21 protein-coding genes are annotated in these 17,427 nt (G+C 46.5%); 10 read left to right on the plus strand and 11 right to left on the minus strand.

Translation table 11 applies throughout. The features are described 5' to 3' along the window. Window positions 1-6: 6 nt before the first annotated feature. Window positions 7-270 carry a YuzI family membrane protein gene (locus AC2CGA_RS06825; RefSeq protein WP_014305698.1) on the minus strand — a complete coding sequence of 88 codons (264 nt, stop codon included), beginning with the start codon at window positions 268-270 and terminating at the stop codon, window positions 7-9. 132 nt (window positions 271-402) lie between these two features. On the opposite strand from AC2CGA_RS06825, the gene AC2CGA_RS06830 reads away from it, so the two are divergent. Next, the gene (locus AC2CGA_RS06830; protein WP_003152123.1) at window positions 403-657 is read left to right on the plus strand and encodes a protein mistic; all 255 of its coding nucleotides are present in this window, start codon (window positions 403-405) and stop codon (window positions 655-657) included. Further along, window positions 654-1,640 carry a potassium channel family protein gene (locus AC2CGA_RS06835; RefSeq protein WP_024085731.1) on the plus strand — a complete coding sequence of 329 codons (987 nt, stop codon included), beginning with the start codon at window positions 654-656 and terminating at the stop codon, window positions 1,638-1,640. The genes AC2CGA_RS06830 and AC2CGA_RS06835 overlap by 4 nt, the downstream gene beginning before the upstream one ends. Here AC2CGA_RS06835 and AC2CGA_RS06840 read toward each other — a convergent pair. From AC2CGA_RS06840 to AC2CGA_RS06850, 3 genes are read right to left on the minus strand one after another with little or no spacing between them, the layout of a single operon-like run. After that, window positions 1,637-2,041 carry a YugN-like family protein gene (locus AC2CGA_RS06840; RefSeq protein ID WP_003152121.1) on the minus strand — a complete coding sequence of 135 codons (405 nt, stop codon included), beginning with the start codon at window positions 2,039-2,041 and terminating at the stop codon, window positions 1,637-1,639. The genes AC2CGA_RS06835 and AC2CGA_RS06840 overlap by 4 nt on opposite strands. Before the next feature lie 22 nt (window positions 2,042-2,063). Then, the gene (locus AC2CGA_RS06845; RefSeq protein WP_014305700.1) at window positions 2,064-2,462 is read right to left on the minus strand and encodes a hypothetical protein; all 399 of its coding nucleotides are present in this window, start codon (window positions 2,460-2,462) and stop codon (window positions 2,064-2,066) included. A 21-nt stretch (window positions 2,463-2,483) separates the two neighbouring features. Then, window positions 2,484-3,836, minus strand: a complete 1,353-nt coding sequence (locus AC2CGA_RS06850; RefSeq protein ID WP_007408647.1) for a glucose-6-phosphate isomerase — start codon at window positions 3,834-3,836, stop codon at window positions 2,484-2,486. A 397-nt stretch (window positions 3,837-4,233) separates the two neighbouring features. On the opposite strand from AC2CGA_RS06850, the gene AC2CGA_RS06855 reads away from it, so the two are divergent. Next, window positions 4,234-4,800, plus strand: a complete 567-nt coding sequence (locus AC2CGA_RS06855; RefSeq protein ID WP_139885454.1) for an NADPH-dependent FMN reductase — start codon at window positions 4,234-4,236, stop codon at window positions 4,798-4,800. Between the two features lie 124 nt (window positions 4,801-4,924). After that, a complete protein-coding gene (gene ycaC / locus AC2CGA_RS06860; RefSeq protein WP_014305702.1) occupies window positions 4,925-5,569 on the plus strand; it encodes an isochorismate family cysteine hydrolase YcaC in 645 nt (214 codons plus the stop codon). Between the two features lie 253 nt (window positions 5,570-5,822). Here the strand turns inward: ycaC and AC2CGA_RS06865 are convergent, their stop codons facing one another. Both AC2CGA_RS06865 and AC2CGA_RS06870 read right to left on the minus strand, forming a co-directional pair. Further along, the gene (locus tag AC2CGA_RS06865) at window positions 5,823-6,995 is read right to left on the minus strand and encodes an iron-containing alcohol dehydrogenase (RefSeq protein WP_014305703.1); all 1,173 of its coding nucleotides are present in this window, start codon (window positions 6,993-6,995) and stop codon (window positions 5,823-5,825) included. Window positions 6,996-7,082: 87 nt separating this feature from the next. Then, entirely contained in the window at window positions 7,083-8,246 is a 1,164-nt protein-coding gene (locus AC2CGA_RS06870; protein WP_014305704.1) for an iron-containing alcohol dehydrogenase, read from the minus strand. A gap of 230 nt (window positions 8,247-8,476) precedes the next feature. On the opposite strand from AC2CGA_RS06870, the gene AC2CGA_RS06875 reads away from it, so the two are divergent. Continuing rightward, window positions 8,477-8,713 carry a DUF378 domain-containing protein gene (locus AC2CGA_RS06875; protein ID WP_003152104.1) on the plus strand — a complete coding sequence of 79 codons (237 nt, stop codon included), beginning with the start codon at window positions 8,477-8,479 and terminating at the stop codon, window positions 8,711-8,713. 47 nt (window positions 8,714-8,760) lie between these two features. On the opposite strand, the gene yugI is transcribed toward AC2CGA_RS06875, so the two are convergent. The 3 genes from yugI to AC2CGA_RS06890 all read right to left on the minus strand — a co-directional run bounded on the left by yugI (window position 8,761) and on the right by AC2CGA_RS06890 (window position 11,021). Next, entirely contained in the window at window positions 8,761-9,153 is a 393-nt protein-coding gene (gene yugI / locus AC2CGA_RS06880) for a S1 domain-containing post-transcriptional regulator GSP13 (RefSeq protein ID WP_003152102.1), read from the minus strand. Window positions 9,154-9,350: 197 nt separating this feature from the next. Then, the gene (locus tag AC2CGA_RS06885; RefSeq protein ID WP_014305705.1) at window positions 9,351-10,520 is read right to left on the minus strand and encodes an aminotransferase; all 1,170 of its coding nucleotides are present in this window, start codon (window positions 10,518-10,520) and stop codon (window positions 9,351-9,353) included. Next, window positions 10,521-11,021, minus strand: coding sequence for an Lrp/AsnC family transcriptional regulator (locus tag AC2CGA_RS06890; protein ID WP_003152098.1), 501 nt, complete (start codon window positions 11,019-11,021; stop codon window positions 10,521-10,523). Window positions 11,022-11,173: 152 nt separating this feature from the next. On the opposite strand from AC2CGA_RS06890, the gene AC2CGA_RS06895 reads away from it, so the two are divergent. Next, window positions 11,174-11,995, plus strand: coding sequence for an alpha/beta fold hydrolase (locus AC2CGA_RS06895; protein WP_003152096.1), 822 nt, complete (start codon window positions 11,174-11,176; stop codon window positions 11,993-11,995). Between the two features lie 25 nt (window positions 11,996-12,020). Here the strand turns inward: AC2CGA_RS06895 and AC2CGA_RS06900 are convergent, their stop codons facing one another. Then, on the minus strand, window positions 12,021-12,281 hold the full coding sequence (locus AC2CGA_RS06900) for a DUF1871 family protein (protein ID WP_003152094.1): 261 nt from the start codon (window positions 12,279-12,281) through the stop codon (window positions 12,021-12,023). An 86-nt stretch (window positions 12,282-12,367) separates the two neighbouring features. Here AC2CGA_RS06900 and AC2CGA_RS06905 point away from each other — a divergent pair, with 86 nt between their 5' ends. From AC2CGA_RS06905 to kapB, 3 genes are all read left to right on the plus strand, one after another. Then, a complete protein-coding gene (locus tag AC2CGA_RS06905) occupies window positions 12,368-13,531 on the plus strand; it encodes a MalY/PatB family protein (protein ID WP_139885453.1) in 1,164 nt (387 codons plus the stop codon). Between the two features lie 122 nt (window positions 13,532-13,653). Then, entirely contained in the window at window positions 13,654-14,937 is a 1,284-nt protein-coding gene (locus tag AC2CGA_RS06910; RefSeq protein ID WP_139885452.1) for a sensor histidine kinase, read from the plus strand. A gap of 47 nt (window positions 14,938-14,984) precedes the next feature. Continuing rightward, window positions 14,985-15,371: a kinase-associated lipoprotein KapB gene (gene kapB / locus AC2CGA_RS06915; protein WP_117614671.1), complete on the plus strand. Its 387-nt coding sequence runs from the start codon at window positions 14,985-14,987 to the stop codon at window positions 15,369-15,371. 24 nt (window positions 15,372-15,395) lie between these two features. Here kapB and kapD read toward each other — a convergent pair whose 3' ends face one another. Beyond that, on the minus strand, window positions 15,396-16,013 hold the full coding sequence (gene kapD / locus AC2CGA_RS06920; protein WP_003152084.1) for a 3'-5' exonuclease KapD: 618 nt from the start codon (window positions 16,011-16,013) through the stop codon (window positions 15,396-15,398). A gap of 150 nt (window positions 16,014-16,163) precedes the next feature. Here kapD and AC2CGA_RS06925 point away from each other — a divergent pair, with 150 nt between their 5' ends. Then, the gene (locus tag AC2CGA_RS06925) at window positions 16,164-17,408 is read left to right on the plus strand and encodes a multidrug efflux MFS transporter (protein WP_015387791.1); all 1,245 of its coding nucleotides are present in this window, start codon (window positions 16,164-16,166) and stop codon (window positions 17,406-17,408) included. The last annotated feature ends 19 nt before the right edge of the window (window positions 17,409-17,427 follow it).

The following is a 17,427-nucleotide window of genomic DNA, read 5'->3' on the forward strand; positions in this document are numbered from 1 at the left end:
TATATATTATTTTAATGATTGCCCGCTTTCCTGTACAGAAATCCGCTTCTTTTTTCTGACAGGAATCAACCCTCCGAGCATGATGAGGATACACCCGGCCATTCCGATGTAAAACGGAAACGTGCCTGCGGTCTCTTTTGCAAAAACAAGCCATGAAAATCCGCCGGACATGTGATTGTATCCATTCAAATCGAAAATAAGCAATACGGCCGCCGAAGCGAGCAGCTGCGCTCCGGCCAGCGCCGCCAGCAGTTTTTGAATGACTGTCATTTGACTCACCCTTTTTCGGTCCGCTTTCTTTATCATATGAAAAAATAAGGGTGAATATGTTTTCGGCGATTTTTGAAAGACATCAAATGAACTGGGACATACTGTATAAAAAAAGATACAGGTGTGATCGACATGAAAGTGACAAATGGCGAGAAAGAACAGCTGAGCAATGCGATAGACAGAATGAACGAAGGGCTTGACGCCTTCATCCAGCTCTATAATGAATCGGAAAACGACGAACCTCTCATTCAGTTTGAAGATGAGACGGCCGATTTAATCAGACATGCGCGTGACTCATACGGCCAGGAACAGCTGGACGAAAAACTAAACACCATTATTAAGCAGATTTTATCCATCTCTCTGTCGAAAGAAGAGCCGGACGAATGAAATCAAACCGTATTTTTATTTCCTGGCTGAGATGGCCGTTATATGTTCGGATCGGGCTGATCATTATCGCCTTGATTTTATTGTTCGGCCAACTCATTTACATGCTCGAACCGAAGCAATTCACGTCTGTGTTTGAAGGGGTTTGGTGGGCGGTCATTACGGTGGCCACAGTCGGCTACGGCGATTACGTTCCGCAGACGCCGCTCGGGCAGATTGCCGGCATGGTGCTTGTATTAAGCGGAGCGAGTTTTGTGACCGCCTATTTCGCCACGCTTTCTTCAGCCGTGTTCAGCAAACAGCACCGCTATGTCGAAGGGAAGGTCGCCTTTAAAGGCAAGGGGCACGTCATTCTTATCGGATGGAACGAAAAATCGCATATGCTGCTGAAAGAGCTGCAGCACATCGCACCGTCAAAAACTGTCGTCCTGATTGATGATTCATTAAGGGAAGGGCCGCTTATTGAAAACGTCCATTTCATCCGCGGACATGCCGCTGATGACAGCACGCTCAATAAGGCGAATATTACGGAAGCTGATACCGTCATTCTGACAGCGGACCAGCAGAAAAATGAATCCGAAGCTGATATGCTGTCGGTATTAACGCTTCTCGCCATCAAAGGGCTGCATCCGTCTGTTTATTGTATCGTAGAAATTTTAACGGAACGGTATGTCAAAAACGCCGAGCGCGCAGGAGCCAATAAGATTCTGTGCACATCACGCCTGTCGAGCCGGGTGATGTTTGAGCATTACCGGGTCAAGCTGCAGCTTGCCAAACCGCAAACGCTGTCAGATCTGACGCTGGAGAAAAAGGTGCGCATCATTCCCGTCCCCGAGGAACTAAAGGGCTCATCTTATCATGACTGCGCGCTCTATTATCTCAGACGGAATACCACGATCATCGGCATACAAAAAGAAGAGGGGCCGATGCTGACCCCTCCCCTGTCATACCAGGTGCTCGATACTGATCTGTTTTTGGCTCTTTAATGCAGCAGGACGTCTTCCAGCTCTTTTACAAGCGAGATGCCGATATCTGTATATGAGCGGTCAATTGCCGCATCCCGCCGTTTCGGCTCGGAGAATTGGTTGAATAATGACTCAAAAACACCGCCGCCTGCTGCATCATCCGTTTCCTGCTGATAAACGTGCCTCAGCAAAAAGGGTGTGCCGATTGTAACGGCGGCCCCCCGTTCATCCAGGTGTCCCTTATTTGCTTCAACAGGGATACGGAGAAATAAATAGCCGTCCTGATCGGAAATTTTGTAATCAAAGAACCCGCGGTCATACTCCCAGCCGCCTCCGATGGTATAACCGATCGGTTTCATCACCTGTTCCAGTTCGCGGAGTAAAAACGATTGCCCTTCAAGTGAAGATGGTATGCTGATCATGTGCATATGCTCCTTTTTGTCTTTAGCGTCCCCGCTCTGCGGCATCTTCATACGGCGTCCGGGAAGAACCGGGAGCGGCAGACAGACGCTGAAAAGAGGTGACGGCGCATTCAATCAGAACATACGTCACAATTGCGGAGAGAGCGGCTTCCGTTGAAATATAGAAAACGGCGGCATAGAGACAGCACTTCGTGATCAGCGTATGCATCCGGCCAATCTTCAGTTTCAGCCGGACCATGTCCGTAAACAAGCCGAGAGGGAAAGCGAAAAACAGGATGGTTTGCAAGAGGGATTCGGGAGACAGTTTTAGTGCCGAATAGACGATAGCGGCGGAACAGACGGAAATGAAGACATGCTTACATAAAAGCCGCATCAATTCATCATCACACCTTTCACGGTTTAAAAAAGGCTGACCCGTCATGCTGAGGGCCAGCCCTTCTTTTTATTTTTCAAGGCGTTTTTCAAGCTCTGCTTTTTTCTCTTCAAAGCCCGGTTTGCCGAGAAGCGCGAACATATTCACCTTATAGGCTTCAACACCCGGCTGATCAAACGGGTTGACTCCGAGCAGATAACCGCTCATCGCCACCGCTTTTTCAAAGAAATAAACGAGATATCCAAATGTATATGCGTTAAGCTCCGGAATATTGACAATTAAGTTAGGCACTTTTCCGTCTGTATGGGCAAGCATCGTGCCTTCGAACGCTTTTTTGTTGACGAAATCGACCGTTTTGCCGGCTAAATAATTTAAGCCGTCGAGATCATTTTCCGCTTCTTCAATTGTCAGCTCATGCTTCGGTTTTTCAACGTTTAATACGGTTTCAAACAGATCACGTCTGCCTTCCTGCACGTATTGACCGAGAGAGTGAAGGTCTGTTGAGAAGTTAGCGGAAGAAGGATAGATGCCTTTTTCATCTTTTCCTTCACTTTCGCCGAAGAGCTGCTTCCACCATTCAGCAAAGTATTGCAGCGCAGGCTCATAGTTGATGAGCATTTCAATGGTTCTGCCTTTATTATACAGAACGTTGCGGACGACGGCGTATTGGTAAGCCGCGTTCTCTTCTAATTCCGAGCTGGAAAAGTCTTTGCTTGCATCAAGAGCGCCTTTCATCATTTCATCGATATCAGCCCCGCTTACCGCAATCGGCAGAAGGCCTACCGCAGTCAGAACGGAGAAACGTCCGCCGACATCATCAGGAATAACGAATGATTCGAAGCCTTCTTCATTAGAAAGCGTTTTTAAAGCGCCGCGTTCTTTATCTGTTGTCGCGTAAATCCGCGCTTTCGCTTCTTCTTTTCCGTATTTTTCTTCAAGAAGTTTGCGGAAAATCCGGAAAGCGATTGCAGGTTCCGTCGTCGTGCCTGACTTAGAAATGACATTGATAGAGAAATCAGCGTCTTCCAAAAGGTCCATAACATCTTTCATATAAGTTGAGCTGATATTGTTGCCGATAAAGATAACTTGAGGGTTTTTGCGCTTATCTTTCGGCAGAACATTATAGAAAGAATGATTGAGCGCTTCAATCGCCGCGCGGGCGCCTAAGTATGAACCGCCGATACCCACGACGAGAAGCACGTCTGAATCTGATTTGATTTTTTCAGCGCTTTTTTTAATGCGCGCGAATTCTTCTTTATCATAGTTTTCAGGGAGGTCCACCCAGCCTAAAAAGTCGCTTCCGGCGCCTGTTTTTTCATGGATATTATGGTGTGCCGTTTTTACGAAATCACGTGCGTATGTAAGTTCATGTTCATTGAAAAAAGGTAACGCTCTTGAGTAATCAAAGCGTACATGCGTCATTTGCTTGTCCCTCCATCACGGTGAATTGTTTTCTCTTTCACTTTATATGAACTCACCCGCTAAATCAAGTCATGAAGAAGGCATGATGAATACGGGATTTGCGCTGAAGATGCGTTCATTTTTTATACAATATCCCGGATTCGAAATAGTTATATTTGTAATAATCGTGAAAGAGGTAACGAATCGAATGTTGGTGATCCAGGAACGTATCACTTTTACTTTGGAGCAGGATGACATCCATCGCCAATACCCATGGGACGGTTCTTTTTATATAGTACTCCTCTTGAGAGGCTGCTAAGCAGGCATATTAAGGTATAAATGTCCATTTTTAAAAATAGTGTCTATATTTGGGTTATCATGTTAAGATGAAACTAATTTTAAACCGGGAGGTGATTTTATGACTAAAACCATTGGTCTTATTTGTGGAAGTTTACGAAAAAACTCGTATAATCGAGTGATTGCTCAATCATTGATTGACTTCGATAATTCGGCTCAATTTCGCTGGGTTGAAATAGACAGTCTTCCTTTTTTTAACGAAGATTTAGAAATCGCCGGAGCACCAGACTCCGTAACATCCTTTAGAGCTGATATACGAGACGTTGACGGCGTCATCATTGTAAGTCCAGAGTACAATTCCGGAATCCCGGGGGTATTAAAAAATGCATTGGACTGGGCATCGAGACCGCGGACCTCTTCCGTTTTAAACAGAAAACCGGTTGGCTTAATCGGCGCAACCCCCGGAGGGTTCGGCACCTCTTTTGGTCAAATGCAAATGAGAGAAGTACTCGAAGCTATGCAAGTCAATGTTCTGCCCTTTCAAAAAATGCTGATTTCGCAAGTCCATGAGAAAATTGATTCCGCTCAACACATACTTACGGATGAACAAACAAAACGTTATCTTCAACGCTATTTACAACAGTTCATCCATTGGATTGATCATGCTCCGGTTCCCGTTCCGGATTAATTGAAAGATCATCACCCTCACGAAAAGTCACTTCAGAAATAACTTTCTACCTATACAGTATATGAATAGATTTACCGTTTTCCATTGACAAACTGACTTGCCTTAATTCAAGGAGGATGATAAAATGTCTGATCTTTATTCCCGTCTTTCAAAAGATGATGCTGCCGTGCTTTTAGTTGACCATCAAACCGGCCTTATTTCCGGTCTCGTGCGTGACTATGGCGTTGATGAATTTAAAAACAATGTATTGGCTCTCGGTGATACGGCTAAATTCTTTGATTTACCGGTTATTTTAACAACCAGCTTTGAAAATGGACCCAACGGACCGCTCATGCAAGAACTCGTTGATCTCTTTCCTGATGCGCCAAAAATAGCCCGTCCCGGACAAATTAATGCATGGGACAATGAAGACTTTGTTAAAGCCATTGAAGCGACCGGCAAAAAACAGCTGATTATCGCGGGGGTGGTAACAGACGTCTGCGTTGCTTTTCCTGCGCTTTCTGCCATTAAAGCAGGCTACGAAGTGTTTGTTGTGACAGATGCTTCGGGGACGTTTAATAAGCAAGTAGCAGATGCATCATTAACCCGTATGGCTCATGGCGGCGCGCAGCTTATGAACTGGTTCAGCACAGCATGCGAGCTTCAGCGTGATTGGCGCAACGATGTTGAAGGTTTTGGTGCATTAATCTCCAGTCATCTTCCCGGTTATCAAAACTTAATGGGAAGCTATATGGGGGCGCAGCGGGACCTTAGTACACAAAATGCATAAAAGGAGCGCTGATTGAATCAGCGCCCCTTTTTTAAATTCGCGGCTCTTCATCTTCGTGATTTAGATTTCGTGTAAATAGATGACAGGCAATCGCAAAGTTAATTGGTCCTTTACGGATGAAACGATTTCCATAGTTGTCTCATGGCAAAGGGTGTTTCACTTGCTCCTAATGAACTAATAGAGAATCCGGAAAGAGGGATTCCCAAAACGGTTACATCTGCAGCTTGAAAATCACTCCGGCCGGGAATGTATCTTACAGTGACGCCTTTAAGATGGCAAGTACGTCATCTTTGTTCAGTTTTTGGAAATTGCCGAATCCGCCGTATTCCATTTCTTTTGCGGCGATGTCTGCGATCAGCTCAAGCTTGTCTTCGCCGATGTCATAATCCGCAAGGCGGGACGGTGCGCCGAGGCTTGTCCAGAACGCGGACAATTTATCGATCCCTTCAAGCGCAATTTCTTTATCCGTTTTGCCTTCAGTATCAATGTCAAACATATTAAGCATGAGGTTTTTAAAACGGTCTACATTTGTATCAAGCGTGTATCTCATCCAGTTCGGGAACAGAATCGCAAGTCCTCCTGCGTGAGGGATGTCATAAACCGCTGATACGGCGTGCTCCATCGTATGGGAAGCCCAATCGCCGAAATAGCCCATTTGCAGCGTGCCGTTTAATGCGATCGTACCCGCGTATAAAATCGTTTCGCGGTGCTTATAGTTCTCAAGGTCTTCCAAAAGTTTCGGCGCTGTTTCAATTACCGTCTGAAGGACCGCAAAACACATTCTGTCCTGAAGCGGCGTGTTTTCAACATTGTGGAAGTATTGTTCAAATACGTGGCTCATCATATCCACCATGCCGTATACGGTTTGGTTTTCCGGAACGCTGAAAGTATTCTCAGGATCTAAAATGGAGAAACGCGGATGAGTGACATTGCTGCCCCATACGAATTTTTCGTTTGTTTCCCAATTTGTGATAACGGAATCAGGGTTCATTTCAGAGCCTGTCGCCGCAAGCGTCAGCACCGTGCCGAACGGGAGCGCGTCCTGCGCCGTTACTTTTTTGCTGTAAATGTCCCATGCGTCGCCGTCATATTTCGCACCGGCCGCAATCGCTTTTGTACAGTCGATGACACTTCCGCCGCCGACTGCGAGAAGGAAATCAATCTCATGCTGTCTGCACAGCTCAATTCCTTTATTTACCGTTTCCAGACGCGGGTTCGGTTCAACGCCCGCAAGTTCATGAACGGCTGCGCCTTCTTCTTTTAAAATGCCTGTTACTTGGTCATACAGGCCGTTTCGCTTAATGCTGCCGCCTCCGTAAACAAGCAGCACGTTTTTCCCGTATTGCTTCAGCTCTTTTTTCAATTGGTCGATTTGACCTTTTCCGAAAATCAGTTTCGTCGGATTGCAGTACGTAAAGTTCTCCATTTATCATGACCTCCAAAAAAATCGTAAGGGAATTACTATAACACAGAAAAAAAGGAGCTGCCAATCCGGCCGCCCCCCTTTATGTTATTACAATGATGCTTTCAGTATCGCAAGCACATCTTCTTTCTGCAGTGACTTGAACTGTCCGAATGCTCCGTTTGCCATCGCTTTATCTGCAATCGTATCCAGCTTCTCATCAGAAATATCGTAATCAGCGAGTCTGTTCGGAGCGCCGAGGCTCGTCCAGAATTCAGACAGCCTGCTGATTCCTTCAAGTGCGATCTCTTCATCTGATTTGCCTGTCTCGTCAATATCGAAAACACGGACGGCAAGCTGTTTAAAGCGGGCCGGATTTTCTTTGAGCACATGTCTCATCCAGTTCGGGAACAGAATCGCTAAACCTCCGGCGTGCGGTATATCGTATACCGCTGATACCGCATGCTCGATGTTGTGTGTGGCCCAATCCCCTCTTGCGCCCATTGACAGCATTCCGTTTAATGCGATCGTGCCTGTATATAAAATCGTCTCACGAAGCTCATAGTTCTCCAGATCGTTGATCAGCTTCGGCGCTGTTTCAATCACCGTGCGCAGAAGCGATTCACACATCCGGTCCTGATACGGCGTGTTTGACGTGTGGTGGAAATATTGTTCAAACACATGGCTCATCATATCGACCATGCCGTAAATGGTGTGGTCTTTCGGAACGGTAAATGTGTTTACCGGATCGAGAATAGAGAATTTAGGGTAAACGAGCGGGCTCCCCCATCCGTATTTCTCTTGTGTCTCCCAGTTTGTGATGACTGATCCGGAGTTCATCTCTGAACCGGTCGCCGCAAGTGTCAGCACTGTTCCGAACGGCAGCGCTTCTTTCGGCTGGTGTTTTTTCGTGACGATATCCCACGCGTCGCCGTCATATTTAGCGCCCGCCGCGATGGCTTTCGTGCAGTCAATGACACTTCCGCCGCCGACGGCCAATAAGAAATCGATGCTGTTTTCTTTACAGATCGCAACACCTTTGTTCACCGTTGAGACACGCGGATTCGGCTCTACGCCTGCCAATTCATGTACGGTAACTCCTGCTTTTTTCAGCAGGTCGGTTACTTGATCATAAAGACCGCTGCGCTTAATGCTGCCGCCTCCGTATACGAGCAGTACGTTCTTTCCGTACGGCTTGATTTCTTCAGGAAGTTTTTCGACCTCTCCCTTTCCGAAAATCAATTTGGTCGGATTCCAATATGTAAAGTTTTGCATGACATCTCCTCCTTTGGATTTATATTATGCAGAAAGTTGACGTTCAATGTAAAGCAATCCGCTTTTTTGACGGCACATCACACGGTTTACAGACAGCGGTTTCCCGGGAAAGGCACTTGTACAGCTTGAGACAGTGTGTGATTTACACGGCGGAGAATGTAGTATGCATAGATTCTTTGCTTTGTCACAATCTATAACTGTTTCACGAATTTATAGAGGAGGTTGTTTACATGAGTGTTATTCAGCGTATCTGTCTCGTATTAACGATTATCGGCGCTATTAACTGGGGACTGATCGGATTTTTCCAATTTGATTTAGTAGCAGCCATCTTCGGCGGCCAAGGATCAGCTCTGTCGCGGATTATTTACGGTCTTGTCGGCATCGCCGGTCTGATCAATCTCGGCCTGCTGTTTAAGCCGAACGAAGAAACATCCCGCGAGGAAGCGGCAAATCCGGAAGTCAGATAAACATAAAAAAAGCACCGAACATACATATCCGGTGCTTTTTTTGATGGTTATTTTTTGATAAGGTCTTTGCGGTTGGACTGTTCGATCCACTCTTCAAGCTTATCTTTCAATGTGTTGAAACCTTGCGGAGCAGATGTTTCTTCAGAAACTTGTGCCGCTTTCGGTTTTCTTGGTTTGCTTTCTTTTCTTTCAGGCGCCGCTTGAGTCGCACGGATAGAAAGGCTGATTTTGCCTTTTTCTTCGTCAACTGCAAGTACTTTTACTTGTACTTCGTCACCGATAGAAAGGTGTTCATTAATGTCTTTTACGAAACCGTGAGTGACTTCAGAAATGTGAACAAGTCCTTGAGTTTCTTCATCTAATGCAACAAACGCACCATACGCTTGTAATCCTGTTACTTTACCAGTGTAAACACTGCCCACTTCAAATTTTGCTGCCATTCATAACAACTCCTAAGTTAAATTAAATACAGATTATACGCAATTTAAAATTATATCATACAAGTTTGTTTTTCGCAAAGAGAACTTTTTTACATCATCATGTTTAAGCGCAGATAAAGGGGGGTATACTATCATTACGAAGGCTTTCTAGTATTCCCCCCCTTTTATTTGGATGCGAACCGGGTTCGTATCTTTTTTTATGCCCTTTTTTCAACAAACCGTTTGATTCTGACGAGCGCTTCCTGAATCTGCTCAATGGATGTCGCATAGGAACATCTGATGTAGCCTTCGCCGCTCGGGCCGAATACATTCCCCGGAACGACGGCTACTTTTTCTTCAATGAGCAGCTGTTCCGCGAATTCTTCTGAACTCATGCCGGTCGACTGAATGGAAGGAAAGGCGTAAAACGCTCCGCCGGGGTGGTGGCAGCCGAGTCCGATTTCGTTCAATGTTTCCACAATCAGGTTTCGGCGTCTCCGGTAGCTTTTTTTCATTCTTTCGACGTCTTCCTGACCGTTTTTCAGCCCTTCAAGTGCCGCGTACTGAGCCATGGAAGGCGCGCACATCATCGCGTGCTGATGAATTTTGAGCATGGCATCCCTGATCACGGGAGGCGCCGCCGTAAACCCGAGTCTCCACCCCGTCATGGCAAACGCTTTGGAGAAACCTGAAATCAAAATCGTGCGTTCCTTCATGCCGCGGATGGCTCCCATGCTCGTGAATGGCTCATCATACGTCAGCTCGGCATAAATTTCATCGGCAAGCACGATCAAGTCATGTTTTTCAGCGAAGGAAGCGATGGATTCAAGCTCTTCTTTCGAATAGACGGAACCAGTCGGATTTGACGGCGAGCATAGAAGCAGCGCTTTTGTTTTGTCCGTCAGGGCCGCTTCAAAATCGGCTGCTGATGCTTTGAAACCTTTTGCAGCTACAGTCTGAATCGGCACCGGCTTCGCCCCCGTCAGGGTCACGAGTGATTCATATGCGACAAAACACGGTTCGGGAATTAACATTTCCTCTCCGGGATTCATAATGGCGCGGACAGCGAGATCAAGCGCCTGGCTTGCCCCTACCGTAACGATCAGTTCACTGTCAGGCGAATAACTCAGGCCGAACCGCTGATCTAAATAGCGGCTGATTTCTTCTCTCAGTTCATAAAGACCCGCATTTGCCGTATAAGCCGTATAACCCTGTTCTAAAGAAAGAATACTCGCTTCCCTCACGTTCCAGGCCGTCACAAAGTCAGGCTCTCCCACTCCCAGTGAAATGACGCCTTCCATCGTAGCAGCCAGATCAAAGAATTTGCGGATGCCTGACGGTTTAATCTGCTGCACGTAGTCAGATAAATAAGAAGTCTTCGTTTCCATTTACGGAGACACCACGATTCTTTTGTCATCGTCTCCGCTTTCAAAGACTTTGCCGTCATGCTTATATTTTTTCAGGATAAAGTGCGTCGTCGTGGAAACGACGGACTCAAGGGTGGACAATTTTTCAGACACGAAGCTTGCCACGTCTGACATCGTGTTGCCGCGAATAACGACAGATAAGTCATACACCCCTGACATCAGGTACACTGATTCAACTTCCTGGAATCTGTATATCCGTTCAGCGACTTCATCAAAGCCGACATTTCGTTTCGGAGTGACTTTTACGTCAATCATCGCCGTGACGCCTTCCAAACCGTCGACTTTGCGCCAGTCGATCATCGCCGCATAATCAATGATGACTTTTTCCTTTTCAAGCTTTTCAATGATGCTTTTGACTTCTTCGGCGGGAATGTTCGCCATTTTCGCGATCGTTTCCGCATCAACGCGGCTGTTTTCGTCTAAAATTTCTAATATTTCTGTTTCTTTTTCCGTCAGCTTCATACGTTTCACACCTTTGCATTATCAAAAATCTTCATGACATTATATCACGATTTTCGACAAATGCTAAGAAAAACCCGAAAGAAACCAGAACTAAAATCTGACAATCAAAAAAGCCTTTACATTACAACAAAGAAAGGACGGCGAAGGCTCTCATGGAAGCTGTTTCACCGATTAAACGGGCCGCGATAGACGGAGTTGAACTGTATTACGAGCATTATGAAAATCCCGGCAGACAGACACTCGTCTGCGTACACGGTTTTTTATCTTCGGCATTCAGCTTCAGAAAACTGATCCCGCTGCTCAGAAACCATTATGATATTATCGCCGTTGACCTGCCTCCTTTCGGGCAATCGGAAAAGTCACGGACTTTCGTATATACTTACGCAAACCTCGCCAAGCTTCTGATCGGACTTCTGGAAAAGCTCGGTATCAGCCGGGCCGCACTCATCGGCCATTCGATGGGCGGCCAGATTTCCTTATCCGCGTCTCTTCTCAGACCCGAGCTTTTTTCTAAAATCGTCCTGCTGTGCAGCTCGGGGTATTTAAAGCGCTCGCACCCGTCGATTATATTCGGGACGCACCTCCCTTGTTTTGACCTGTATCTTAAGTATTGGCTTTCAAAAGACGGTGTGCTGAAAAACCTGTTAAATGTCGTTCACGACCGGACGCTTATCGATCAGGAAATGATTGACGGTTACGAAAAACCATTTACAGACCGCCAGATTTTCAAAGCGATGACAAGGTTCATCAGACACAGGGAGGGCGATTTAGAGCCCGAGGATTTGAAGAAAGTGCAAAACCCCGCTCTTTTAATATGGGGAGAAGAAGACCGGGTCGTTCCGGTCTCAGTCGGAAAACGGCTTCATGACGACCTGCCGGATTCCATTCTGTATTCACTCAAGGATACGGGACACCTCGTACCCGAAGAGCGCCCGGAGTTTGTTTCGGAACGGATTTTTGAATTTATTCAATAAAAAAAACCGGCGGAACCGCCGGTTTTTAAGGGGTGCAGGAGCTGCTTTCTTTTATGAACAGAAGCTGCTCGGCGGCCTTTTGGCAGCCTTCGATCGGTAGCTTTTGCTCAAATGAAGCTTCAAAGATATCCTGAATGGCTGCTGCCAGCTTGTCGGCACGGTCTTCACTGTAGACGGCCTGAACGATATCGACGGCTTCTGTCTCATAAAAATCTTCTCCATATTTAAACGGGTCCCACTTGGCAATGATTTTCATCATTTCCATGACCGCTTGGCTTTCTTCCATTTTCATCACCGCTTATAATAAAGTTTGCAAATCTATTTTATCATAGATACGCTGTGCAAAATAATGATACTACAGGAGTGACATACATGAACTTTGATCTTCGAGAAAACCGTCTTGGCACACAATCGGTGAAATGGGACAAGGCGGAAGCGTTATTCGGCGTATCGGATGCACTTCCGATGTGGGTTGCCGATATGGATTTCCGCGCTCCCGAAGCGGTCACTGACGCCTTAAAAGCCCGCCTTGACCACGGCATATTCGGTTATACGTCTCCTGACGAAAACACAAGAGAAGCCGTCGCTTCATGGCTTGACACACGGCACGGCTACCGGCCCGATCCCGCAAGCATCACGTTCAGTCCCGGGGTTGTCACGGCAATCAGCATGGCAGTACAAGCCTTTACCGAACCGGGCGATCCGGTGTTGATTCAATCACCGGTGTATACGCCTTTTTATCAGATGATCAAGGAAAACAAACGGCAGGTTTTACATAACCCATTACGGGAAGAAAACGGCGTCTACTGCATGGATTTTGAGGATCTTGAGAAAAAGCTGAGCGATTCTGAGGTCAAGCTGATGATTCTTTGTAATCCCCACAATCCGTCCGGCAGAGCGTGGAGCCGGGATGAGCTTATGAAGCTCGGATCCCTGTGCGCCGCTCATAACGTCACCGTCGTTTCTGACGAGATACATTCCGACTTGATGCTGTACGGAAAGCCGCATACGCCTTTTGCTTCTCTGTCTGAGGAGTTTGCGCGGATTTCCATTACTTGTGTCGCGCCGAGCAAGACGTTTAATATTGCCGGCATTCAGGCATCCGCCATTATCATTCCCGACCGTTATAAGCGGGCGAAATTCTCTGCCGCATTGCATCAGAACGGGATTTCCAGCCTCAACACATTTGCGGTTGCAGCAATCGAAGCGGCTTATACAAAGGGAGGCCCTTGGCTTGACGCACTGATTCCTTACATTGAAGGGAATATGAAATTGGCTGAGGCCTTTTTAAGAAAAGAATTGCCGAAAGTCCGCATGATGAAACCTGACGCTTCCTATTTGATCTGGATGGATTTCAGCGGATACGGATTTTCGGATGCCGAGCTCAAAGAAAGAATGCTCAAAAAAGGAAAAATCATATTAGAGCCGGGAACGAAATACGGACCGGGCGGCGAAGGATTTATGAGACTTAATGTCGGCTGTTCAGCCGCCGCCGTAAAAGAAGGGCTTAAGAGAATGAAAGCAGCGCTCTCTTAGCAGCGGAAAGAACGCCTTTATCAGATGAGATAAGGGCGTTCGCTTTAGAGAAATAAATACTTTTTTTGCCGGTAAAGATGTTATAATAGATTCATATTTACATAGGAAAGGATTTCGCATAAATGGAGATTGTAAAGGATTACCTGCTTCACTTCTCTTTTATTTTATTCCCTATTTTTCTCTATCAAGTCTTCTGGCTCAGCAAGCCCGATTTGCTTGTGCCGAGAGCGAACCGCCTGCTGGTCGCCGTATTTGCAGCGTCATCTTCCTTATTATGTACGGCTTTTCCCATCCAGGAGCTTCATTCCGTCCGTTACGGTTTGCAGCTGATTCCCATTATCGTCTGCCTGCTTTATTCCGGTACCGCAGCAGGACTTGCCGCAGGGGCGGCATCCGTTTTTTTTCAGCTCATATGGTTTGAACCTACCGCTCTTTTTTTCTTATCCTTAATTCCTTTTTTAATCATCATCCCTATCCAGCTCCAAACGAAATGGCCTTTTTTCTCAAAGCGGAAGAAACTGCTTTTCGCTCTTCTCATCGGCTGCACTGAAACCGCCTTATTAACCGCATCTGTCTTCATCTATTCCGCGACCAATATTTTCAATTTTCAAAATCTATCTTCCGTTTATTATGAGGCGGCAGTATCCGTTTTTTTTCAAGTCAGCGCCCTTTTGCTGTGCATTTATTTGATTGAGATCATTGATGAGAATGCGTCCATGCGGGCAAGGCTGATTCACTCAGAAAAAATGGCCGTCGTCAGCGAGCTTGCGGCAAGCGTCGCCCATGAAGTCCGCAATCCGCTTACGGTCGTCAGAGGTTTTGTGCAGCTGCTGTTCAGCGGCGAGCAGCTTCAGGACAAATCCCACTCCGGATATCAGAAACTTGTGCTGTCCGAACTCGACCGGGCTCAGACGATTATTACGAATTATCTCGATATGGCGAAGCAGGATGACTATGAAAAAGAAAAGTTTGATATTTCACTGCTCGTAAAGGAAACAGGTTCCTTAATGGAGTCTTATGCCAATTTTAAATCGGTGACCGTGACTGTTCAAAGCGAGCCTGATTTATATGTGTTCGGCGATGTAAAAAAACTGAAACAGGCCTTCATTAATCTGATTAAAAACAGTATTGAAGCCGTGCCCTCTGAAAACGGCCGAATCGAGGTCTCCGTCCAAAAACAGGAAGAGATGATTCTCATTCAGATTACGGATAACGGAATCGGCATGTCCGATGAAGAACTGCAGAAACTCGGCAAACCGTATTATACGCTGAAAACGAATGGCACCGGGCTCGGGCTTACCGTGACATTCTCGATTATTCAGCATCATGAAGGCTCCGTCTATTTCACCAGCGGCGAGCACTCGGGCACAACGGCTTCAGTCAGGCTTCCGGCAGCTGTTCACTAGCCAATCGCGTTGATCTTTTATAGAATAACTAGAGAGAGGTGAACGCTATGAATTCGTTTGAAATCGGCACAATCGTAAAAGGGTTTTATAAAACAGGAGCATACATAGGGGAAGTGACAGACGTCAGGCCCAATCACTATTTAGTGAAAATTAAAGCCGTTCTGACGCATCCCGCTCAAGGAGATCTTCATCATCCGAAGCAGGCGGATGTTCCGTTCTTTCATGAAAGAAGAGCGCTTGCATTCGGGGAACAGACAAACATACCGCATCAGATGGTCAAACCGTTTGATGGCGAAGTTCCTGATTATACGGCTTCCTTACAAGCGGCGTCTGCCCGGCTGAAAGATCAGCTTACAGCGGACGGCTCAGAATGGGCGGAACGTTCGCTCGCCAACTTGGCCGCGTTAGAGTGTGACTATTTTAAAAGAACTTGACCCAGTCGGCATGATTGGGTTTTTTTATGTGGCCCGGCGAAACAGTTCAGTCAGATCGACGCGATCACCGATCGTCGGAGGTTTCGGTTTTTCAAGATATTGTTTATCCCGCTCGACAAGCTTGAATAATTTGTATGTCGTCCGCGCATCATCCAGCGCTTTATGATGCGTGCCCGTCCCTTTATCGCCATACTCCTCCGCCGCTTTCCAAAGGCCGGTCAATGTTCTGTCGCCAAAGAAGTTTTTATATTCTAGGGACAGATCCCGAAGTTCTCCTTTGAACGGAAAAGGGATGTGGTTAAACATGCAATTTTGCTTTAACACTTTCATATCCATATTGCCCCAGGTGACGATCGTGCAATTTTTATCAGGATCAAGCTCATTTAATTTGCGGATGAATTCATTAAACGTGATTCCGCCGTCCACGTCTTTTTGGGTGATGTTCAGAAAGGTTTTGCATCGTTTCGTCAGCTTTGGAAATTTTTTCGGTTTGATATAACTCGAAAACGTTTCAGTCACTTCATCATTCACCGTCTTGACAATCCCCGCTTCAATAATCTCGGGAAAGAAATTTTGCGGGCTGTATTTTCCGTCAGGCATCGTAAATTCAAAATCAATAATGAGCAGACTGCGCTGATCCACTTTTTTACACCTGCCTTTCCTCCGATCAAAAATGATATTTTATGATAGTATATCAGTTTCCCCTCTGAAACTTTCTTCATTTTCTAAAAATAATGAATTTTCCTATATCCGCATCGAAAATACAAATACCGGATTCATTCCTATATACTAATGATTAGACACACGAAAATTAAAGAAGGTGATGTTATTTCTGTCCGTAAGAAGAACTTCGTCGTCATTTGGATTACAAATTTCTTTATTTCCGCCAGCATGACCATGATTGTTCCGTTTCTTTCGTTATATATCGAAACGATCAGCCCCCATTCGGGCGGGTATGTGCAGAGATGGAGCGGGTATGTGTTCGGCGTCACGTTTTTAATGGCGTTTGTGATTTCCCCGTTTTGGGGCAGATTCGGCGATAAGCGCGGCTACAAAAAAATTCTCTTGATCACAGGCACCGGCATTGCCGTCAGCATTTTATTGATGGGGTTTGTGACATCCGTTTATCAGCTGTTTGTCCTCCGGCTGCTTATGGGCCTTGTAACGGGCTTTGTTCCGACTTCGCTTGCCATGATTTCGGCGCAGACGCCGAAAGAGACTGCCGGGAAAACGCTCGGCACGCTGCAGATGGGTCAGGTGTCAGGCACTTTATTCGGACCGATGCTGGGCGGGCTGCTCGCTGACAGCTTCGGATTTACGTACACATTTTTTATTACGTCTTTTGTCATTTTCGCATCTGTGCTTCTCGTTTTATTTCAGGTGAATGAGCAGCCGCTCGGCGAGAAACAAAACAAGCGGAAAACCTATTCCAGAAAACAGGTGCTCTCCTATATTTTTCACCAGCCCGCGCTTTGGGCGATGATGGTGCTTACCATGATCGTGCAGACCGGCAATTTCAGCATCCAGCCGCTGCTCGCTTTATATGTCAATGAGCTGCACGGACCTGTTAATTTAGCCTTTTTCTCCGGAATGGCGTTTTCAGCGACCGGACTCGGAAGCTTATTGCTTGCCCGGAAATGGGGGGACTTCGGCGACCGCTTCGGCCACAGCCGGATCTTAATCGTGCTTTTGATTGCATCAGCGGTGTTTTTTATTCCGCAGGCGCTCGCCTCCTCCCTCTCCATTCTGTTAGTCTTCAGATTTCTGTTCGGCATGGTCATGGGCGGCACGCTCCCCTGCATTACGGCCGCGATCCGCGTCAGGGCTCCGGGCAGCATCCAGGGAGAGGTGCTCGGCTATAACGTCAGCTTTCGTTTTCTCGGAAACGTGCTCGGCCCTCTGCTCGGAGGTGCGGTCTCAAGCGGTTTTTCTATTTCGGCTGCTTTCTACGTCACCGCCTTTCTCTTTTTAATAGGCGCGGGGCTTTTATGGATGGCGGGACATCTGCAAAAGGATACAGCGTCAAATGCGGGCTGACCGGCAGCGATCACGATTT

It is taken from the genome of Bacillus sp. SYZHCR11 (assembly GCF_057196865.1).